This window comes from Bacteroidota bacterium, from assembly GCA_039714315.1.
In the GTDB taxonomy this organism is placed as follows: Bacteria; Bacteroidota; Bacteroidia; order Flavobacteriales; family JADGDT01; genus JADGDT01.
In genome coordinates, this window is record JBDLJM010000005.1 from 1 (window position 1) to 20,249 (window position 20,249).

Genomic DNA, 20,249 nt, shown 5'->3' on the forward strand with positions numbered 1-20,249 from the left:
GATTCACAAACATTTTATATAAAAAAGCTGCCGTTTTTATCCGGGGCGTTTAGATCCCGCTATTCTGTAGTATATTATTTTAATACTTTACGAAGTAATACCATTTACACTTTAAATTTACTGCAAAATAAAGTAGGAGATTTTTGCCTTAGTTGAAAAAGAAAATTTCAGCATAGCAGCGCTACGGTTAAATTTTCTTTTGATGAATAAGGTAAAAATATTCGTTTTATTGCGGTAGATTTAACTTGTAGATGGTATAATGTACATGGTAATACAGGTATTTATTAAAAATCGTAATACGTATTAAATAAATCTGTTCTTAGCCCAAACGAAATAATTGACCCTTTACTGTTTTGTAAAAATTCTGTTTCATTCAAAACATTAAAATCCCGATAAGTAAAATCAATAAAAAGTTTAAGGTTTGTTGCCGGATTAACAATGTAGCCACTTTTTAAATTAGCGAAAAATAAAGTACCGGTGTTCCCCTGGGCGATTTCATTTCCATAGTATTGTTCCTTATCACCATAAGGGTTGTAAATATCTCCTCCCCAATTTGAGTCGGGAGTGTCATATCCTTTTTTGCCATAAATTAATTTCACATCAGCAAATAACCTTTTATATCTGTATCTGATGATTGAAACAGATTCCCAAAAATTAGCTCCCCAGGGATGTCCTATGGGTTGATTGAAATGCCCGTAGTTTTGAAGGGGTATTCTGTGCGAAAAAGTATATGGCCTTGCCCAGTTGACCTCAGATTTTATTTGTAGGTTTTTAATGCCAAATGCATTGTAATAGTTTATTCCGGTTTGAAAAGCGAATTTATTTGCCCAGTAACCTTCACTGTCTTTTACTTCGGCAAGTGTGAATTCGTCTAATACTGCCTGACCATATAATTGTATGGAATTAGTTAGTTTTATTTTAGTGCTAAATCCTAAGAGGGCATTTCCTCCTGCCGAACCCAGGCTAAATTCTATAGGTCGGTAAAATATCACCGGATTTAAATAATTTATATCAAACCCTCTGTTGCCGGTAGAATCTGCCCAGACAATTGCCTCGAAGAAACCAACATTAATTCTGTCGGTTATATTCCAGCTAAGGTGATGTACAGTAACAAATTTTTGTTGATGTACATCGTTTATGGCAGTTTCGGGTCTGATATCCTGCATAAACATCCAGTAGTTTGTGTACTTTATATTCCAAAAGCTTGTGTTTATTTTGAAGTAAGGATAATTAAATCCGGCATCACTTAAAAACATCGACCTGTAGCCGTCGCCTATGAAGTTCTTTCCCGTGCCGAACTGGAGGTTGAAAAATTTACTGGGAGTGAAGGATATATTAGCCTCAGCCATTGGATAATCATATCCGCCGGTTTTAAAATTTTGTGCCAATCCCTGACCGGGGACAATTCCGTCGATTCCGCCTCCTGTATTTTTTTCATGTTCACTAATCCAATTAGTAACATAATCAGGGAATCTTGCCTGAGACTCATAGAAAGCCGATTGAAACGAAAATTTAGATCCAAGCTCACCCTGTATATAAAAACCTCTTGTATTAACATAGGTATAATCATGGTCAGAATTAAGATCTTTTCCAATTTGAAGATTCATAACTGGATCTACTGAAAACCAGAAGTCTTCTTTTTCAACCTTTACAAAGTTTTCATCAAACAATTTACGACCCCACCAATTCTTGTATTTGTAACTCAATGTACTGTCATAATCGTTAAGACTATAATATTGGTTTACCTCTCTCTGAATAAAAGGTTTGCTGGCAGTGTGCGAATTGTTTCCTATTTGGTTATATCCATTTTCAATTTCAGCATATCTGAATTTTGAATATTTAATATTCTGATCTTGTGAATAAGCTTCTGAGAACAGTAGTACAGTTATTAATAGTAAGAGTCTGTGCATATTATACTTTAGTTACTTTACCGTCTTTTAGTAAATAATCATCACCACTTTCGGGGCAAGTAGCAAATCCTTCTTTATTGAATATTAATTTATGGCCATATTCGCTCATCCATCCTATTTGTTTAGAAGGATTTCCAATAACCAATGCATAGGGTTTTATATTCTTTGTTACTACTGCACCCGCTCCAATAAAAGCATATTCTCCAATATCATGTCCGCAGACAATTGTAGCGTTTGCCCCGATAGAAGCTCCTTTTCCCACATGAGTTTTAGTGTATTGCCCTCTTCTGTTTATTGCGCTTCTCGGATTTGTTACATTAGTGAATACCATTGAAGGACCCAGGAAAACATCGTCGTCGCATGTAACACCGGTATATATTGATACATTGTTTTGTACTTTGACGTTTTTACCTAAAATAACTTCGGGAGATATTACAACATTCTGACCAATGTTGCAGTTTTCTCCCAGTGTACAATTGCTCATTATATGGCTGAAATGCCAAATTTTAACACCTTTTGAAATATTGCACCCGTCATCAACTACAGCAGTTTCGTGTGCAAAGTATTCTTTTCCCATTTTCGATATGTTAGATTGTAACAAACATACGAAATTTAAATACTAATAAAACCTGCGATTGTGTTATACCCCAAGTTTGTGACAGATGTCTTTTTTGAATATTGAATCTCTTAATACTGAACGAAGAAACAGTTCTGCCTTGTCTAAATTCATGCTTGCTTCTTTCGATAATCCTTCTGTAATGTGGTAGCTCAATCCTTTTATCGACAGTAAATAGCTTTCGGGTTTTTCCCCGAAAAGTTTATCGCAAAGGTAAAGCAGGTATGATGGCGAGACAGCATGCATTGTGAATTCTATGGTTTTTTGAGCAGGGTTTAATTTTTCAAGTTTACATGTTTTAATCTCTTCTTTCGAAGCATCGACAAAAATAACCCTTTGATAAGAACTTATTTTTTCGGCATCTTCTATATTTAACTGGTAATTGCTCTCAAGGTCAACATCCATTATATAATTATCTTTAAGCCATGACTCCAGGCGAAGAATCATGACATTTCCTATACCATCGTCTTGTCTGCCGGGATTTCCAAATCCGTAAACCAGAGTTTTAATTTTATTTTTCATGTGTCGATAATTTTATGTTTTGGTCATCACTCTTAAGCGCGACAGGTATGTTATCCCCAAAATATTCATCCCGTTTGGTGTACGCTCGTCATTTATGGCCATTTCATGTGTGAAAATATTATGGTTTATGTTCTCAGTCGGTCAATTTCTTTCCCATTGTTATCTAATACTGCAATGTCTAATGGCATTTGTCCCATTGCGTGTGTGGCACAGCTCAAGCAGGGGTCGTATGCTCTTATAGCAGTTTCAACTGCATTCAACATTCCTTCACTTATTTTTTCCTGACCATTAAGGTATGATTTTGCTACATTTTCTACCGACAGGTTCATTGCTGTATTATTGTGAGTGGTTGAAACAATAAGGTTAGCCATAGTAATTTGGTCGTTTTTATCTATTTTATAGTGATGGAAGAGTGTTCCCCTCGGAGCCTCGATCGCTCCTACACCCTCAAATTTTTTAGCTCCCTTTTTTATTAAATCCATATTCTGCAAATCGGGATCTTTAAGCAAATCTCTGATTACCTCTGCCGAATGAAGAATTTCTATCAATCGTGCCCAATGAGTGTGGAGACAACTTGAGTTAGGCTTACCACCCGTATAAGTTTTGAATATTTCGAATTCTTTTTGAGCTAAGGGGGTAGGAATAAAATTAACCGTGTTTAATCGGGCCAGGGGACCTACTCTGTACCAACCATTTTCTTTGCCAAGAAATTTCAGATAAGGAAATTTCATGTACGACCAGTTTTTTACTTCTTCCTCAATGTATTTATGGTACTCTTCATAATTTATATCATCAATGACTTTATTTCCTGATTTATCTACTACTCTTAGTTTTCCGTGATATAAATCCATTGCTCCATCTTCGCGAACCAAACTCATAGATGATGAAGGGAATACTGAGAAGTTATCTATAAAGTCTTTATTGTGTTTATGGTATATCTTAAAAAAGTCTAATGCCTCTTGTGCCCAGTCGACCATCATTTCGGCATTTAGATCCGGATTCTTAAGCAGAGCGTCTCTTTCATCAATGCTTAATTTTTTATTTATTCCACCCGGAATAGCTCCTGTTCCATGAATTTTTTTACCGGCTGTGAATTCAATTATCTGCTGTCCGAATTTACGCATCATCACACCTTTTATAGCCAAATCGCGGTGCTCATCTATAACACCAAATACGTTTCTGGTTGTAGGATTACCATCAACTCCAAATAATAAGTCGGGAGAGCTTAGATGGAAAAAGTGCAATGAGTGAGATTGAAAAATCTGGCCATAATGCATTAAACGGCGCATTTTTTCGCCAACAGCAGTTAGCTTATCTACTCCCACAATTGTATCAAGTGCTTTGGCAGCAGCTAAATGATGACTTACCGGACAGATACCACACAAGCGCTGAACCAAGACCGGAGCTTCCCAATATGGACGGCCTTGTATAAATTTCTCAAAACCTCTGAATTCTACAATGTGTAAACGCGATTGTTTTACCTGTTTATTTTCATCCATCAGGATGGTCACTTTTCCGTGTCCCTCTACTCTGGTTACAGGTTCTATGGTTATCTTTTTGTCCATTGTTTCTCTTTTTAAGGTCAAATAATTACATTTTGGAACAGTAACAAATTATTTCAGTCGAATTTCAATGATTCGTAGCTTGGTTCTATTTCTCTTCCCTGCAGAAGTGCTGTTAGGGCTTCCCAGATCAGATCTGCTCTTGGTGGACATCCCGGTAGGAAATAATCTATTTCCACAATCTCGTTGCAGGAGTAAACACGTGGTAAAATTTTTGGTAATTCCGGGTCGTCCGGAACTATTTTTTCATGGTTAAGTTTTACGGTAGGCCCCGACAGATATGCTTCATCAAAACACTCTTCAATTTCTATTCCGTTGCGCATAGCCGGAACACCTCCCATCAGTGCACACTCTCCAACAGCCACAAGTATTTTGCAGTTTTTTCTGAACTCCTTCAAGGTTTCAATGTTTTCTGAATTGCAGCATCCACCTTCTATAAGTCCAATGTCTATAGGACGTGTGAATTTTTTTATGTCGGTTATTGGTGATTTGTCGAACTCTACAAGATCAGCAAGATCCAGTATTTTTTCGTCAATATCTAAAATCGACATATGGCAACCGAAGCAGCCTGCTAATGAAGTTGTCGCTATTTTTGGTTTCATCTGTTTAAAATTGCCGCGAATTCGCGAATTATTTGCGCCGCCTACCGGTCGGCTTTGTTTTTAATCGGTCTGATGGTACATTCATGTATTATCATTTTTCTGAGTGATAACGATAGTACTCATGAATGTTTCATTTGCCTACATTTTATTTTTTGTTACTTTCTATCGGGACTTTATCAAACTGACGTAGTCCTATTGGTGTTTGGAATCCGTTTGCTTCTTTTATCAATATGCAACCTACGGGACATTGTTTTACAGCATCTCTTGCTTTTTCCATTGTGAATTTGTCGTTCATATCTTTGTCGAATATAACTTCAAGAGCATTGCTTCGTCCCTGAAGAACGAAAAATGGTTTTCCATTATCGTCTTTTATTGCCTGGATACAGCGCTGACATAGGATGCACCTGTTCTTTTCCATCATTATTTTATCAGAAGATGATGTGTCGATACCTTTTTTAGGATAAAGATGTTCGAATCTCGAGAATAGTAACTTGTAGTGATATCCTATTGCCTGTAGTTCGCAATCACCACTTTTTTGGCATATCGGACAAATGTGATTTCCTGTAGAAAACAGGAGTTCTGTAATGTATTTTCTCATTTCTTCCAAATCGTCTGAATCACTGATTACATTCATTCCGTCTTTGGCTATAGTAGAGCATGAGGGATAGTGATAGCCATCTATCTTAATTGTACAGATTCTACAGTTACTGTGGTCAAGCTTATCTTTTAGGAAACAAAGGGTAGGAATGAATATTCCGTTTTCACGGGCAATTTCTAAAACAGTTTTAGGGTACCCGGATTTAACCTTTTTACCATTTATTGTTAGTGATATATTGTTTTGCATAATCTTTTTATTTCAGTTGTTATTATTTGTGAAATTTTCTTAATTAACACTCAAAAAATTATCCTCAATACTATCCTCAATCTCATAATCGTCGGTAAACTTTCTGATAAATCCTATCAGTAAGCTTGAAACGCTTTTACCCAATCCGCAGCGACTTATGCTCAAAAGCTTACTCCATTCTTCTATCCTCAGAAGGTCTTTTTCCGATAGTTTTTTGTGTTCCATATATCTTGCAATTTCTCTAAGATATCCCGGTACATTTCTACATGTTGAACATGAACCACATGATTCATCAATGAAGAAATCAAGAGCCGGTAATACGACATCTTTTAATAGATTTCGGTTGTTGTTTAGTATCATAAATGCTCCTCCCGTTGCAAGGTCGGAGTAGCAAATTTTTCTATCGAATTCTTCGGGAGGAATTAATTTACCTGACATTCCCCCAACTATTACCGCTTTAGAGTTTTTGGCGTAGCTGAGTTTTAAAATTGTATCTACTGTTATCCCCCAAGGAAGTTCATAAATACCTGGTTTAGCACAGTCGCCCGCTATACTCAATACTTTTGTACCTGCCGAGAATTTTGTTCCATAGGCTTTGTACCATTCAGCTCCGTTTTTAATGATTGAAGGAACAATTGCAAAAGTTTCAACGTTATTTACGATAGTTGGTTTTCCAAGATATCCAAACTCTGTAGGTTGCATGTATTTTTCTCTGGGTTCGCCCCGTTTACCTTCCATCGACTCGAGTAGGGCAGAAGCCTCACCACAAACATATGCACCGGCACCAATTTGTATCCGCATTTCGAAATTATAGCTGTTGTCACGTCCCAGTATACCTTTATCTCTCATCTGCTGAAGTACATTTTCGAGATAGGGTTTCATGTATTCATACTCTTTTCTTAAATACAGAATTCCTTTGTGTGCTCCGATTGCATAAGCACAAATTAACATTCCCTCAAATATTTTTTCCGGTTTTTCAGTTAAAAGAACCCTGTCCTTAAATGTTCCCGGTTCACCCTCATCAGCATTACAGATCACATATTTTTTTTCACTTTTTACTTTTGCTGCCGCTTTCCACTTTCTACCTGCAGGGAATCCTGCTCCACCTCTTCCCTGTAGTCCTGAATCGGAAATGATGCCTAAAATATCTGAAGGAGAATTCCTGGTATTTAGCAGTTCTACCGCAGAAAAATTGCTGTAATCATTATCGAGAAGCGGCCCTCTTATATAAGTTTTAGTCTTGTTTACGGACGACTGCCCTATGAGCAGTTTGTATTTATCTGTTTCGTATTTGTTAAAAAGCTGTTTTAGTTCTACTCCTTCTTTTAAATCGGAAATTATGTTTTTAGTTTTCTCAGGAGTTAGGTCGGTGAATGGTAGCCCGTTAATAAGTATGGCCGGTTCCTGATCGCTCATTCCTATGCATGATGTATTCCAGAGACCAAATTTTGCAGATTCAGAAAGTGATTCAAGTTTGCAGTTACATTCCTCTTCCAGTGTTTTAACAACTTCGGCATAACCACTAATCAGGGCGACAACGCTTCTGTTAATGTGAATTGTGTATTCTCCCATGTTTTTATCATATAAATAATGATAAAAGCTGATTACCTGTTTTATCTGACTTGGTGAAATATCCATATCAGTAGAAAGTTCATCTATAATATCCTCTGATATGAATTTATATTCCGACTGCAGCTTGTGAAGTATGTCTAATAGCCTGTATCTGGCATTTCCTGTACTATTGATTATTGAAGAAATTGTTGTTTTCATTGTAAACTTTTTAAAAATTACAATCATTACATATAAATGTATCAAATGTTACATAGTAATAACATGATTTTTCTCTAAAATGGAAATGCTAATTAGCATATGTTTAAATAATGCATATATTTATGGTAGGTAAATGTGTATTTACCAGACTTAAATTAAATATACCCTCTATTCCTGTCTAAGCTTTTTAATGCTATTGTTTTACTGTATTATATTGTGGTTTGGATTAAGCATACTTTTTTCTTAAATCAGGTATAAATGAAAATTATAAATTTTCAGGAAATAAAAGTGTAAAAAATACACTTATTGTTTTCTTTTAAGTGGAAGAAAGTTTAAATTTGTTGCTTAAATCATATGTAAATAAGTGCTTTAATAGCATGTTTAATTTATAGAAAGAATGAAAACACTCGATCAGTTAAATTTTGCGGGTAAAAGGGCAGTAATCAGAGTAGATTTCAACGTGCCTTTAGATGAAAATTATAATATTACTGACGACACAAGAATTCTTGGTGCAGCACCAACAGTGAAGAAAATTCTTGCTGACGGTGGATGTGCAGTTTTGATGTCGCATTTAGGTCGTCCAAAAGGTGTGGAGGAGAAATTCTCATTAAAACACATTGTAAAGCGAGTTGAAGAAGTAATGGGAGCTGAAGTTATTTTTGCTGATGATTGTATTGGCGAAAGTGTTGTGGCTAAAGCTGAAGCTCTGAAGCCGGGACAAATTCTATTGGTTGAGAACTTACGTTTTCATAAAGAAGAAAAGGCAGGTGATGTTGAGTTTTCGAAAGAACTGACAAAACTTGGTGATATTTACGTTAACGACGCATTTGGTACGGCTCACCGTGCGCACGCTTCAACTACTGTTATGGCGCAGTTTTTCCCTGAAGATAAATGTTTCGGAGCTTTATTGGCCAAAGAAATTGAGAGTATCAATAAAGTATTGAAAGAAGGAGAAAGACCGGTTACTGCAATTTTGGGAGGAGCAAAAGTTTCTTCAAAAATTACTATTATTGAAAAAATGCTTGATACTGTTGATAATATTATTATCGGCGGAGGAATGGTATTTACATTTGCCAAAGCACAAGGTGGAAACATTGGTTCTTCTTTGGTAGAAGATGATAAATTAGAATTAGCTATAGATATTCTTAAGAAGGCTGAAGCCAAAGGGGTAAAAATTATTTTACCTTCTGATGCTGTTGTTGCTGATGCATTTTCTAACGATGCAGCAATAAAGGTAACTGCTACAGGCGAAGTTCCTGAAGGATGGATGGGACTTGATGCAGGACCTGAAGCTCTTAAGGAAATAAGAGAAGTTGTATTGGCTTCAAAAACTATTCTTTGGAATGGTCCATTGGGAGTTTTCGAAATGGATAACTTCGCTAACGGAACTAAGAAATTAGGCGATTTTATTGCTGAGGCAACTGAGAATGGAACATTTTCGCTTGTAGGTGGAGGTGATTCAGTTGCAGCAGTTAAAAAATTCGGATATGCCGATAAGGTGAGTTATGTATCTACAGGTGGTGGTGCAATGCTTGAATCTTTAGAAGGTAAAACCCTTCCCGGTATTGCTGCAATTTTGGAATAGCAGTAAATTAAAATAATATCAGTCCGTGAAACTATGGTGAAAATATTGCTGTGGATTCACGGATTTTTTATTGCTATTTAGTAACGAGATGTTTTCATGAATTTATCTGTCAATTCATGCTTTTTTCATCTAATACCATCTACGCATTTAATATACTGTGATAAAACGAATGTTTTCACCTTATACCAATTACGATTCAAAGTGATTGATAAGTAAATTGAATTATATTTTTCTTAATCGAGGCAAAAAATCTTTGCATCTAGGCTAAGCCTAGACGGAACTATTTTTTAACGAAGAATAAGGAAAAGAGAAACAATTTATGTCGGTCAGTTTGATTCGTAATTGGTATTACTCTTCAAAATAAAATTTAACCGTCTAGGCTGAGCCAAAATGCTGAAATTTTCTTTCTCAAATAAGGTGAAAATCTTCTACTTTATTTCACAGTAAAATTAAAACGTAAATGGTATAATAGAAATTTTCCATCCTAAACTTAGTTCTCCAAAATCAGCCGATAGATATATTTTTTCGCAGTTTTCTATCATTATTACTATATGGTATTATACCAAAATCTAAGATTATTATTAATAATGCTTTGGGGCTTGTTTACTTAGGCTAAATGCATAGTTTACCTCTGGAAACAAATATTCTTTGATCAAAGGTTCTTTATATATGTATACTTGTCCGGTTTGGAATCAACAAACGAAATATCCTTGCAATATTGGTGTTTCAGAATGAAGTTTGTTCTAATTTTTTTCAACTGATCCGGCCCACCTATCAGATTATCTACTGTTGTGATTTACAACAGAATTTATTTATAATTCCAGACAATCAATTGCAAAATATTCATTCAATCTTGATGTATAGGTTCTAACGGTTTGAAAATCAACGTTTTATTTGTATATTTAGTGTTGTGGTGAATACTCTTAGTAATAGAACATAAATATTACCCTTTTGTTCACTCAAAATCAGATATCAATAATTATTTCTACTATTAAAATTATTTTTTATGAACAAAGTAAACTACTTTTTGATCGTTGTATTGTCCCTTTTTACAATGACAATAACTGCACAAGAGGAATGGAATCAGGTAGGTTCTTCTATTTTGGGAGCAGACTCGGGAGATGAATTAGGACATTCGGTGAGCTTAAGTTCCGATGGTTCTGTAATGGCTGTAGCGGCACCTAATAACGGAGACAATAACGGGCAGGTAATAATTTACCAAAATACAATCGGTAGCTGGGAGCAAATAGGTTCGCCTATTTCCGGTGAAAGTGGTGACCGTTCCGGTTATTCGGTAAGTTTAAATTCTGAAGGTTCAATAGTTGCAATCGGATCTCCCACGCATGGAGAAAACAGTCCGGGTTGCGTAAGAATTTACCAAAATATTGATGGTGTCTGGACTCAGATAGGAGATAAAATAGACGGAAAGATTATAGATAATCAGTTTGGAAGGTCGGTAAGTTTAAGTTCTGACGGTTTAACCTTAGCAGCAGGAGCAGTAGAAAACGGCACAACAGAAGCCGGGCACGTTGGAGTTTACAAACTAATTGATGGATCCTGGCAGCAGATGGGATTAGATATAACAGGGGAATCCGGAGGCGACCAGTTTGGAAGCGCAGTAAGTATAAGTTCGGATGGTTCAGCAGTAGCTGTCGGAGCACCGTATAATACTATTGGAGGTACTTTAGTTGATGTGGGACATGTTAGAGTTTACATGTATAGCAATAACGAATGGATACAGACAGGGTTAGATATTGACGGAGAAACTGCGGGCGATAAATTTGGTAGTTCTGTAAGTTTAAGTAATGATGGTTCATTATTAGCAATAGGTGCTCCTGATCATGACGATAGTAATTTCGGACATGTAAAAATTTATCAGAATAACAATAACGAATGGGAACAGGTAGGAGAAACTATCGAAGGAAAGTTATCGCATAATTATGCCGGTACTTCTGTAAGTTTAAGTTCAGACGGTTCTATGGTAGCAATAGGCGGAGTAGAGGATAATGATCTCAATAGGTCTCCCGGTTATGTTATGGTTTATAGAAATAATGGAGGAGCCTGGCAACAGGCAGGTCCGGATATACAAGGAGCCACAGATGGAGACAAATTCGGTAAATCGGTAAGTTTGAGTTCTGATGGTAAAATAGTAGCAATAGGAATACCAGGTTTTGGACCTGATCAGGGTAGTACTGAAGTATATGAACTTAGTGGAGAAGTAGTTGAACCACCAACAATTGATGAAGAATGGGTACAGGTAGGTTCTTCTATTTTGGGAGCAGATTCGGGAGATGAGTTAGGACATTCAGTGAGCTTAAGTTCCGATGGTTCTGTAATGGCTGTAGCAGCACCTTATAACGGAGATAATAACGGACTAGTAATAATTTATCAAAATATTGCCGGTAGCTGGGAGCAAATAGGTTTGTCTATTTCCGGTGAAAGCGGTGATCGTTCCGGTTATTCGGTAAGTTTAAATTCTGAAGGTTCAATAGTTGCAATCGGATCTCCAACACATGGAGAAAACAGTCCGGGTTGCGTAAGAATTTACCAAAATATTGATGGTGTCTGGACTCAGATAGGAGATAAAATAGACGGAAAGATTATAGGTAATCAGTTTGGAAGGTCGGTAAGTTTAAGTTCTGACGGTTTAACCTTAGCAGCAGGAGCAGTAGAAAACGGCACAACAGAAGCCGGGCACGTTGGAGTTTACAAACTAATTGATGGATCCTGGCAGCAGATGGGATTAGATATAACAGGGGAATCCGGAGGCGACCAGTTTGGAAGCGCAGTAAGTATAAGTTCGGATGGTTCAGCAGTAGCTGTCGGAGCACCGTATAATACTATTGGAGGTACTTTAGTTGATGTGGGACATGTTAGAGTTTACATGTATAGCAATAACGAATGGATACAGACAGGGTTAGATATTGACGGAGAAACTGCGGGCGATAAATTTGGTAGTTCTGTAAGTTTAAGTAATGATGGTTCATTATTAGCAATAGGTGCTCCTGATCATGACGATAGTAATTTCGGACATGTAAAAATTTATCAGAATAACAATAACGAATGGGAACAGGTAGGAGAAACTATCGAAGGAAAGTTATCGCATAATTATGCCGGTACTTCTGTAAGTTTAAGTTCAGACGGTTCTATGGTAGCAATAGGCGGAGTAGAGGATAATGATCTCAATAGGTCTCCCGGTTATGTTATGGTTTATAGAAATAATGGAGGAGCCTGGCAACAGGCAGGTCCGGATATACAAGGAGCCACAGATGGAGATAAATTCGGTAAATCGGTAAGTTTGAGTTCTGATGGTAAAATAGTAGCAATAGGAATACCAGGTTTTGGACCTGATCAGGGTAGTGCTGAAGTATATGAACTTGTAGAGACTCCGATTGAACCACCTATGTTTGAGGATGATTGGGTGCAAATAGGATTAGATATGGTAGGAGAAGCTTCAGGAGATGAATTTGGACACTCGGTGAGTATGAGTTATAGCGGATCAATTGTGGCAATTGGAGCTCCTGATTATGAACAAAATAAAGGACAAGTAAGAATTTACAAAGACATCTCTAATAGTTGGAAACAACTGGGGTTGTCTATCATAGGTGAATCCTGGGATCATTCCGGTTCCTCAGTAAGCTTAAATTCGGATGGATCGATAGTAGCAATCGGATCTCCCACACATGGAGAAAACAGTCTGGGTTGCGTTAGAATTTACCAAAATATAGATGGTGCCTGGACCCAGATGGGGGATAAAATAGACGGGAAGGTTCTTTTTAACCAATTTGGAAGATCGGTAAGTTTAAGTTTTGATGGTTTAACAGTTGCAGTTGGAGCCGTAGAAAATGTTATAACAGAGGCCGGGCATGTAGGAGTTTACCAATTTATTGATGGTGCATGGCAACAGTTAGGATTAGATATAACAGGAGAAGAAGTAGGTGATCAGTTTGGAAGGACAGTAAGTTTAAGTTCCGATGGATCGACTGTGGCTGTTGGAGCTCCTTATAACACAATAGGGTGGGCTTTTGTTGATGTAGGTCATGTAAGAGTTTATAGGTTTAATAATAATGAATGGATACAGATAGGATCAGATATTGACGGAGAAGCTGCGGGCGACAAATTTGGAAGTTCTGTAAGTTTAAGTATTGATGCTTCAATTTTAGCCATTGGTGCTCCTGATTATGACGATAGTAATTACGGACACGTAAAAGTTTATCAAAATAATAACAACGAGTGGGAACAGGTAGGAGAAACTATCGAAGGAAAGTTGTCGCATAATTACGCAGGCACTTCGGTAAGTTTAAGTTCAGATGGTTCTACTGTAGCTATCGGCGGAGCTGAAGATAATGATTTAAACAGATCTCCGGGATATGTGATGGTTTATAAAAATGTAGAAGGTACCTGGCATCAGATGGGTGTAAATATTTTAGGAGCTGAAAATGGAGATAAATTTGGAAAGTCGGTAAGTATAAATTCTGATGGAACAAAAGTTGCAGTAGGAGCTCCGGGATTTGGACCGGATCAGGGTTTGGCAGGAGTATATAATTACGGAGAACTTGATCCTCCACTAAGTAATTTTGATATTTCTTCAGAAAAAGTAATGGTATATCCAAATCCTACATCAGGTAATGTGATTATTAACAATATTAATAAAGAAAGATTATCTGTAAGATTATTTACTATCAATGGGGTGTTGGTTGTTGAATCAATGTCTGAAGAAGAGAAAGTCAGAATAGATCTCGGGAATTATCAGGCCGGTATGTATATTATGCATATTGAAAATGGTAATGATAAGGAGATAATAAAAGTTATTAAATACTAGAGATAATAAATTGTTCGGCTATTTAAACCGCTCTTTCACCGGCTTTGTGAAAGAGCGTTTTTTTTTGATAATTTAGACACTATCCCATAAAGTATTGAAGGGTCTTCCTTTCTTCGATGTTTATTTGGTATAATCATCCACTGGATGCCAAATTTATCAGTTAACATTCCAAATAGGGATTCCCAAAACTGTTTTTCGAAGTGTATAATAACATTTCCGCCTTCAGATAAACTCGTAAAAAAGAATTATACTTTAAAACTAACAGCGCATTCCATAATTCAATTGGTATATTAGGGAAGAATGCATTATTTTACTTTTCGTTACGTCGTCTATCTCCATTGGACTTTCTTCAAAGGTCATTAACTCCAGTTTTACACCCAAAATGGAATTGTAATGTTCCATTGCTTCTTTACAGTTTCCGTTGAAGGTGAGATAAGGACTTATTTTACTTTGTTTCATTTTTTAGATATTTAGTTGTTTTGATATAAAAACACTCAAATCACCTCATTTATAGTGTTTTAGTTAAGATTATAATCCATCAGGTAGAATTTTGTTTGCTGTGTTGGGATATTGTTTGTACATTGATTATCAAATAACTAACCTTTAAATAAAAGTATTCATGTCAAAAGTTTTAATTCTCGGTGCAGGAATATCCGGGCACACTGCTGCACTTGTAGCCAGACGCAAACTCTCAAAAGATCATGAAGTAACGGTAGTAAGTCCAAATTCTAATTATCAGTGGGTTCCGTCAAATATATGGGTAGGAGTAGGGCTGATGAAAGCAAAACAGGTAACTTTTCCACTGGCTCCGGTATATGAGAAGAAGAATATTAACTATATTCAGGCTAAGGCTGTTTCAATTCACCCTGAGGGTAGTAAAGGATCTGCAAAAGCTTTTGTTAAGGCAGAGTATGTAGTAGGAGATAATAAGGGGATAGTAGAAAATATAGAGTACGATTACCTTATAAATGCTACCGGACCCAAATTAAATTTTAATGCAACCGAGGGTTTGGGGCCTGATAAGTTCTCACAATCAGTTTGTACTTACGGACATGCCGAACATGCATGGAAGAATCTGGATGCAGCCATGAAAAAGTTGGAAAATGGCGAGAAACAAACCTTCCTGATCGGAACCGGACATGCTATGGCCACATGTCAGGGCGCAGCATTTGAGTATGCTTTGAACATTGCTTTTGAGATAAATAAGCGAAAACTAGACCATTTAGCGGAGATAATATGGATATCGAACGAGTATGAGCTCGGCGATTTTGGAATGGGAGGAGCTTATGTGAAACGTGGAGGGTATATTACTCAAACAAAAATATTCACAGAGTCTATTCTTAAAGAGTATGGGATAAAATGGATAAAAAGGGCAGGAGTTTTTAAACTGGAAGAAGGGAAAGCACATTACGAACTTTTGGATGGTACTTATAACGTACAGGAGTTTGATTTTGCCATGCTGATACCCGGATTTGCAGGAGCAGGAATAAAAGCTTTTAATCATAAGGATGAAGATATAACATTAGATGTTTTTGCCGCCAATGGTTTCATGAAGGTAGATGCTGATTATACTCCCAAACCGTATGAGGAGTGGAAAGCGTCTGACTGGCCGAGTATATATCAAAGTGTAGGATACAAAAACATGTATGCTGCAGGAATAGCATTTGCTCCACCGCACACAATGTCGAAACCTATGGAGAGTCCGAACGGAACAAAAATATTCCCTACACCTCCGAGAACGGGGATGCCATCGGGGGTAATAGGAAAGATTATTGCCGAAAATGTGGCACACCAGATGAAAACGGGGAAAACAGATGAGCATCCGCATAAGGCATCGATGGCAAAGATGGGGGCAGCCTGTATAGTTTCGGCCGGATATGGTTTGAGAAACGGTGCTGCAGCTACTATGACCGTATTTCCTATTGTTCAGGATTGGGAGAAATATCCAAAATGGGGTAGAGATATAACCTATACTGTTGGTGAAGCAGGATTGGCAGGCCACTGGATTAAGCTTATATTACATTACATGTTTATTTATAAGGCAAAAGCGCTGCCGTTTTGGTGGTTGATTCCTGAGTAGATAAGTCCAAAGTCCAAAGTCTAAGGGCCAAAGTTTAATAATTAAATAAATCAGAGATATGAATCCATATAATGAAGATAAGAGAACAGAACCTTACACATACACATCGTATTCAACAATACCTACGAGAACTACACGTTTTTTCAGGAAGTGTATTTGCTGGCAGATATGGAGGTTTTTTGTTTTGAATTTGAAGATAATGAGGATAATTGTTGGGGGGCATTCTTAAACAATATTAGTCACGGCGTCACTTTTAGTGACACCGTGGCTTTTAAATCGTGATAGAGATTCTCGTTTTATTCCCAACTAAGAATAACTTTTCCGCAATTTCCTTCTTCCATTACATCAAAACCTTTTTGGAAATCGTCAATTGAAAAGCGGTGAGTGATCATTGGTGATAAATCCAAGCCCGAAAGTAACATCTGTTCCATGTGGTACCACGTTTCGAACATCTCTCTTCCGTAAATTCCTTTCATGGTAAGTCCCTTAAATATTATCCTGTTCCAATCTACCTGAGTAGAAGAGGGAAGAATTCCAAGTAAGGATATCTTTCCTGAATTATACATGTTATCTACAAGCTGATTAAAAGCTACAGGCGATCCTGAACACTCCAAACCTATATCGAAGCCAATCATGCCAAGTTCATTCATAACTTCTTTGAGGTCTTCTTTCATTGGATTTACAACATGAGTTGCACCCATTTTTTTTGCCAGCTCTGCTCTATATGGGCTTGTTTCCGTCGCAACAACATAGCGGGCTCCTGCAAATTTTGCAACTGCTATTGCCATACTTCCAATTAATCCTGCCCCGGTTATCAACACATCTTCACCAATCAAAGGAAAAGAAAGAGCAGTGTGTGTTGCATTACCAAAAGGATCCATTATTGCCAGAATTTCGTCCGGGATTTTGGGATTTATCTTCATCACATTAGACGAAGGTACCTTAACATATTCGGCAAAAGCTCCATCTATATTTACTCCTATCCCTAATGTGGTTTCGCAAATATGCTGACGCCCTCTACGACAATTTCTACAATGTCCACATGCTATATGCCCTTCTCCTGTTACTCTGTCTCCTTCTTTAAACTCAAAAACCTCACTACCAACTTTCGAGACATGTCCAACATATTCATGCCCTATAGTCATTCCAATAGGAATAGTATTTTGGGCCCATTCATCCCACTTGTAAATATGCAGATCTGTTCCGCATATTGCAGTTTTAGTAACTTTTATTAAAACATCATTAGGTCCAACCTCAGGAATATCTACTTCCTGCATCCAAATACCCTTTTCAGCTTTTGCTTTAACCAGAGCTTTCATCTTAGCCATGACTTGTTTGCTATTTTATAATATTAGTACTCTATTTGAATATCAAATTTAGCTAAATAAATAGTATTATGTTAATACGAAAGTAGATTTAATATTTTATTGCTGAGTAAAAATATTTAAATATTCTTTCCATCTATATCAAATAATATCTCGATAGTATTCAATAATCAAAACACCGTTACCATTAACATTTCCGGGAACAAATCATATATATATATACGCTGTCAATATCTCTAATACTTGTACTATTCCATGTTGAAAAAAATTAGCCGTAGATATGACAAGAGAGTTACTTAACAACAAGTTGTTTTATAACATTATCAGTTCCTTTATTGAACTTTACAAAGTATAAGCCTTTAGCATAAGAAGAAATATTTACCTCGATACTCTTCTCTGCTTTAAGTGTATATAACCAATTACTACAACGTCGTCTAATACTTTAGAATCGGGCTGTAGATTCACAGTTATTGTAGAAGTATTATTTATCACTATAGCTTTTTTCAGAAAAGTAGTAAACAACAAATAAGTTGCGAAATTGGAAAATTAAAAAAGCTGCAATTCATTATCATAAATTGCAGCCCTTCCTATTTATTCAAGAAACAATACTTACTTCACAATAAGATGTTTAGAAATATATTATCTGTTTGTTAATTTAAATTTATTTTTTCCTTTTCTAAGTTTTGCGAAGGGACCGGGAATTGGGCTATTCTTTTTTATTTGATTTTTTTGGATATCATTATTTATAACGATAGGGCTTCCATCCGGATCTTCATATAGTGCTTCAGAAGTAATTGTTGCTCCCAAAGTTTCAGTAGTAACAAGTGATGTTTTATAATTTTTCGGGAGCTTATCTAGCTTTATCTCCAAATACATTCCATCTTTCTCTTCCAATAAATTTATTTCAGGCTTTTGGTCTGGCAGTTCAATGAAATTGCTTTCACTTTTATATGTTTTAGATCCGTTATAATGAATATTACCTTCTGCAGCATTTTCAAATTTTGCTATATCATACCCATTTAATCCATAAAACCACCCCTTACTGTTTTCCAACTTTTCCTCACGTTTTTCTGTATTGATAAAAATATTATTGTAATATCGGTTGTCACCAAGTTGAGAATCTCTAAGTCCGGCAACTTTTGTAGAATGAGGCAAATTATATGGTGTAAAACGTCCGCCAACTTTATTTATATGAGTTTGTCCGGCTATAAGATTGTGAACAAATGCAGCTCCTTCTGACCATTCGTTTATAGCAATATCAGAAAGCATTACATTATTATCTACCAAATATGGTCCGTGATTAACTTCAGAAAACAGGTCATCCATTGTATTGTCATAAAACAAATTACGGCTAATACGTGTACCCTGCGCCATCCAGTCTATCCATACACCATGACCGGCATTATGAATATGATTATCTGCTATTAGCATATCAATTGCTCCATGAATCTTTATCCCAGCTATTTCAAATCCAAAGAATGCTCGTTTTTTCCATATATCATGAATATGATTATTTGATATTTCACTAAATACTGCTCCAAGACTTCCAACAATACCGGCTTGCTCACAATTAGATATATCGTTGTTACGTACTATATGAGAACCAATATTATCTTTATTCCATCCTATTTCCAGAGCTCTAAATATTACTTCATTATAATGTGTAGCACCGTCTTTTCTGCGGTTAGCACTAGCAACATTATGTCCGGTAGATCTGTCTTTACCTAGTGTAATACCAACGCATTTTGAATTAGAAACAGTATTGTTTTCAATAATCCATCCTTTGCTCCAATGAGTACCTATTAATCCAACTTGTTCTGCTGTAGGAGCTGCCCACTGAGTTGCTGCCATATCCATTACAAAACCTCTTACTGTTATGAAGTCAACTCCAGGTTTTTCAGGGTAAAAACAAGTAGGCCTTACATTAATTTCAATTGTGTTTTTGTTTGGGTTTTCTCCCTGAAAGTTTGCCCATATAGTTGTATTATCCCCATCAACTTCACTATACCACGTATAAAGTGACTCCTTTTTGTTTCTAGAATCAGGATACTCTTTTGGAGTTACTACTTTATACAAAGAATCTTGTTCATAAAGAGAGCGTCCGTTTATATACACTTCACCTGTATGGTGTTTCATTTCCTTTTTTATAAACCAATCTCCTGCTATATAGTCAGAAAACGGGTTATAGTTTCCAAAAACTGCGTTTGGGACAACCGCTTTCCATACATTACCTTCCACTAATTTCCAGTTGCTTACAATTTCAGATCCTTTTATTACAACATTTTCTCCGTCGGCGGCTCGATATAGGATTCTTTGAATATCACTTTTACCCTCATTTACAGGAGATACACTTTCTCTGTAAACTCCTTTATGAACAGTGACAGTATCTCCGGCTACCAAAATTTCTGCTGCTTTTGAAATTGTTTTAAACGGCTGAGCTTCAGTTCCGGGATTTTTATCATCTCCATTTTTGGAGACATGGTATTCTTTTGCTAATAAATTTGCAGAAAGTGTACAAATAAATAGTACAAGGCTTAGTTTTAAAATTCTCATTTTATATTTCTTTTTAATAAAGAAAGGGGCAAATTCATAGTTCTAAAACCTAAATGGA

13 protein-coding genes are annotated in these 20,249 nt (G+C 36.5%); 3 read left to right on the forward strand and 10 right to left on the reverse strand.

The window, feature by feature from the left end; translation table 11 throughout:
* Positions 1–284: 284 nt before the first annotated feature.
* The 7 genes from ABFR62_01350 to ABFR62_01380 all read right to left on the reverse strand — a co-directional run bounded on the left by ABFR62_01350 (position 285) and on the right by ABFR62_01380 (position 7,826).
* Entirely contained in the window at positions 285–1,910 is a 1,626-nt protein-coding gene (locus ABFR62_01350; GenBank protein MEN8137056.1) for a gliding motility protein RemB, read from the reverse strand.
* Between the two features lies 1 nt (position 1,911).
* Entirely contained in the window at positions 1,912–2,487 is a 576-nt protein-coding gene (locus ABFR62_01355) for an acyltransferase (protein ID MEN8137057.1), read from the reverse strand.
* A gap of 63 nt (positions 2,488–2,550) precedes the next feature.
* The gene (locus tag ABFR62_01360) at positions 2,551–3,048 is read right to left on the reverse strand and encodes a hydrogenase maturation protease (protein MEN8137058.1); all 498 of its coding nucleotides are present in this window, start codon (positions 3,046–3,048) and stop codon (positions 2,551–2,553) included.
* 125 nt (positions 3,049–3,173) lie between these two features.
* On the reverse strand, positions 3,174–4,613 hold the full coding sequence (locus ABFR62_01365) for a Ni/Fe hydrogenase subunit alpha (protein MEN8137059.1): 1,440 nt from the start codon (positions 4,611–4,613) through the stop codon (positions 3,174–3,176).
* A gap of 53 nt (positions 4,614–4,666) precedes the next feature.
* Entirely contained in the window at positions 4,667–5,212 is a 546-nt protein-coding gene (locus tag ABFR62_01370; GenBank protein ID MEN8137060.1) for an NADP oxidoreductase, read from the reverse strand.
* Between the two features lie 145 nt (positions 5,213–5,357).
* On the reverse strand, positions 5,358–6,056 hold the full coding sequence (locus ABFR62_01375) for a 2Fe-2S iron-sulfur cluster-binding protein (GenBank protein MEN8137061.1): 699 nt from the start codon (positions 6,054–6,056) through the stop codon (positions 5,358–5,360).
* 39 nt (positions 6,057–6,095) lie between these two features.
* On the reverse strand, positions 6,096–7,826 hold the full coding sequence (locus ABFR62_01380; GenBank protein ID MEN8137062.1) for an NAD(P)H-dependent oxidoreductase subunit E: 1,731 nt from the start codon (positions 7,824–7,826) through the stop codon (positions 6,096–6,098).
* 397 nt (positions 7,827–8,223) lie between these two features.
* Here ABFR62_01380 and ABFR62_01385 point away from each other — a divergent pair, with 397 nt between their 5' ends.
* Together ABFR62_01385 and ABFR62_01390 are read left to right on the forward strand one after the other, a co-directional pair.
* A complete protein-coding gene (locus ABFR62_01385; GenBank protein ID MEN8137063.1) occupies positions 8,224–9,411 on the forward strand; it encodes a phosphoglycerate kinase in 1,188 nt (395 codons plus the stop codon).
* 1,006 nt (positions 9,412–10,417) lie between these two features.
* Positions 10,418–14,233 carry a T9SS type A sorting domain-containing protein gene (locus ABFR62_01390; GenBank protein ID MEN8137064.1) on the forward strand — a complete coding sequence of 1,272 codons (3,816 nt, stop codon included), beginning with the start codon at positions 10,418–10,420 and terminating at the stop codon, positions 14,231–14,233.
* Positions 14,234–14,491: 258 nt separating this feature from the next.
* Here ABFR62_01390 and ABFR62_01395 read toward each other — a convergent pair whose 3' ends face one another.
* On the reverse strand, positions 14,492–14,692 hold the full coding sequence (locus ABFR62_01395; GenBank protein ID MEN8137065.1) for a hypothetical protein: 201 nt from the start codon (positions 14,690–14,692) through the stop codon (positions 14,492–14,494).
* A gap of 160 nt (positions 14,693–14,852) precedes the next feature.
* Between ABFR62_01395 and ABFR62_01400 the strand changes: the two genes are divergently transcribed.
* Entirely contained in the window at positions 14,853–16,313 is a 1,461-nt protein-coding gene (locus ABFR62_01400; GenBank protein MEN8137066.1) for an FAD-dependent oxidoreductase, read from the forward strand.
* Positions 16,314–16,609: 296 nt separating this feature from the next.
* Here ABFR62_01400 and tdh read toward each other — a convergent pair whose 3' ends face one another.
* Entirely contained in the window at positions 16,610–17,632 is a 1,023-nt protein-coding gene (gene tdh, locus ABFR62_01405; GenBank protein ID MEN8137067.1) for an L-threonine 3-dehydrogenase, read from the reverse strand.
* A 645-nt stretch (positions 17,633–18,277) separates the two neighbouring features.
* A complete protein-coding gene (locus ABFR62_01410; protein MEN8137068.1) occupies positions 18,278–20,191 on the reverse strand; it encodes a right-handed parallel beta-helix repeat-containing protein in 1,914 nt (637 codons plus the stop codon).
* Between the last annotated feature and the right edge of the window lie 58 nt (positions 20,192–20,249).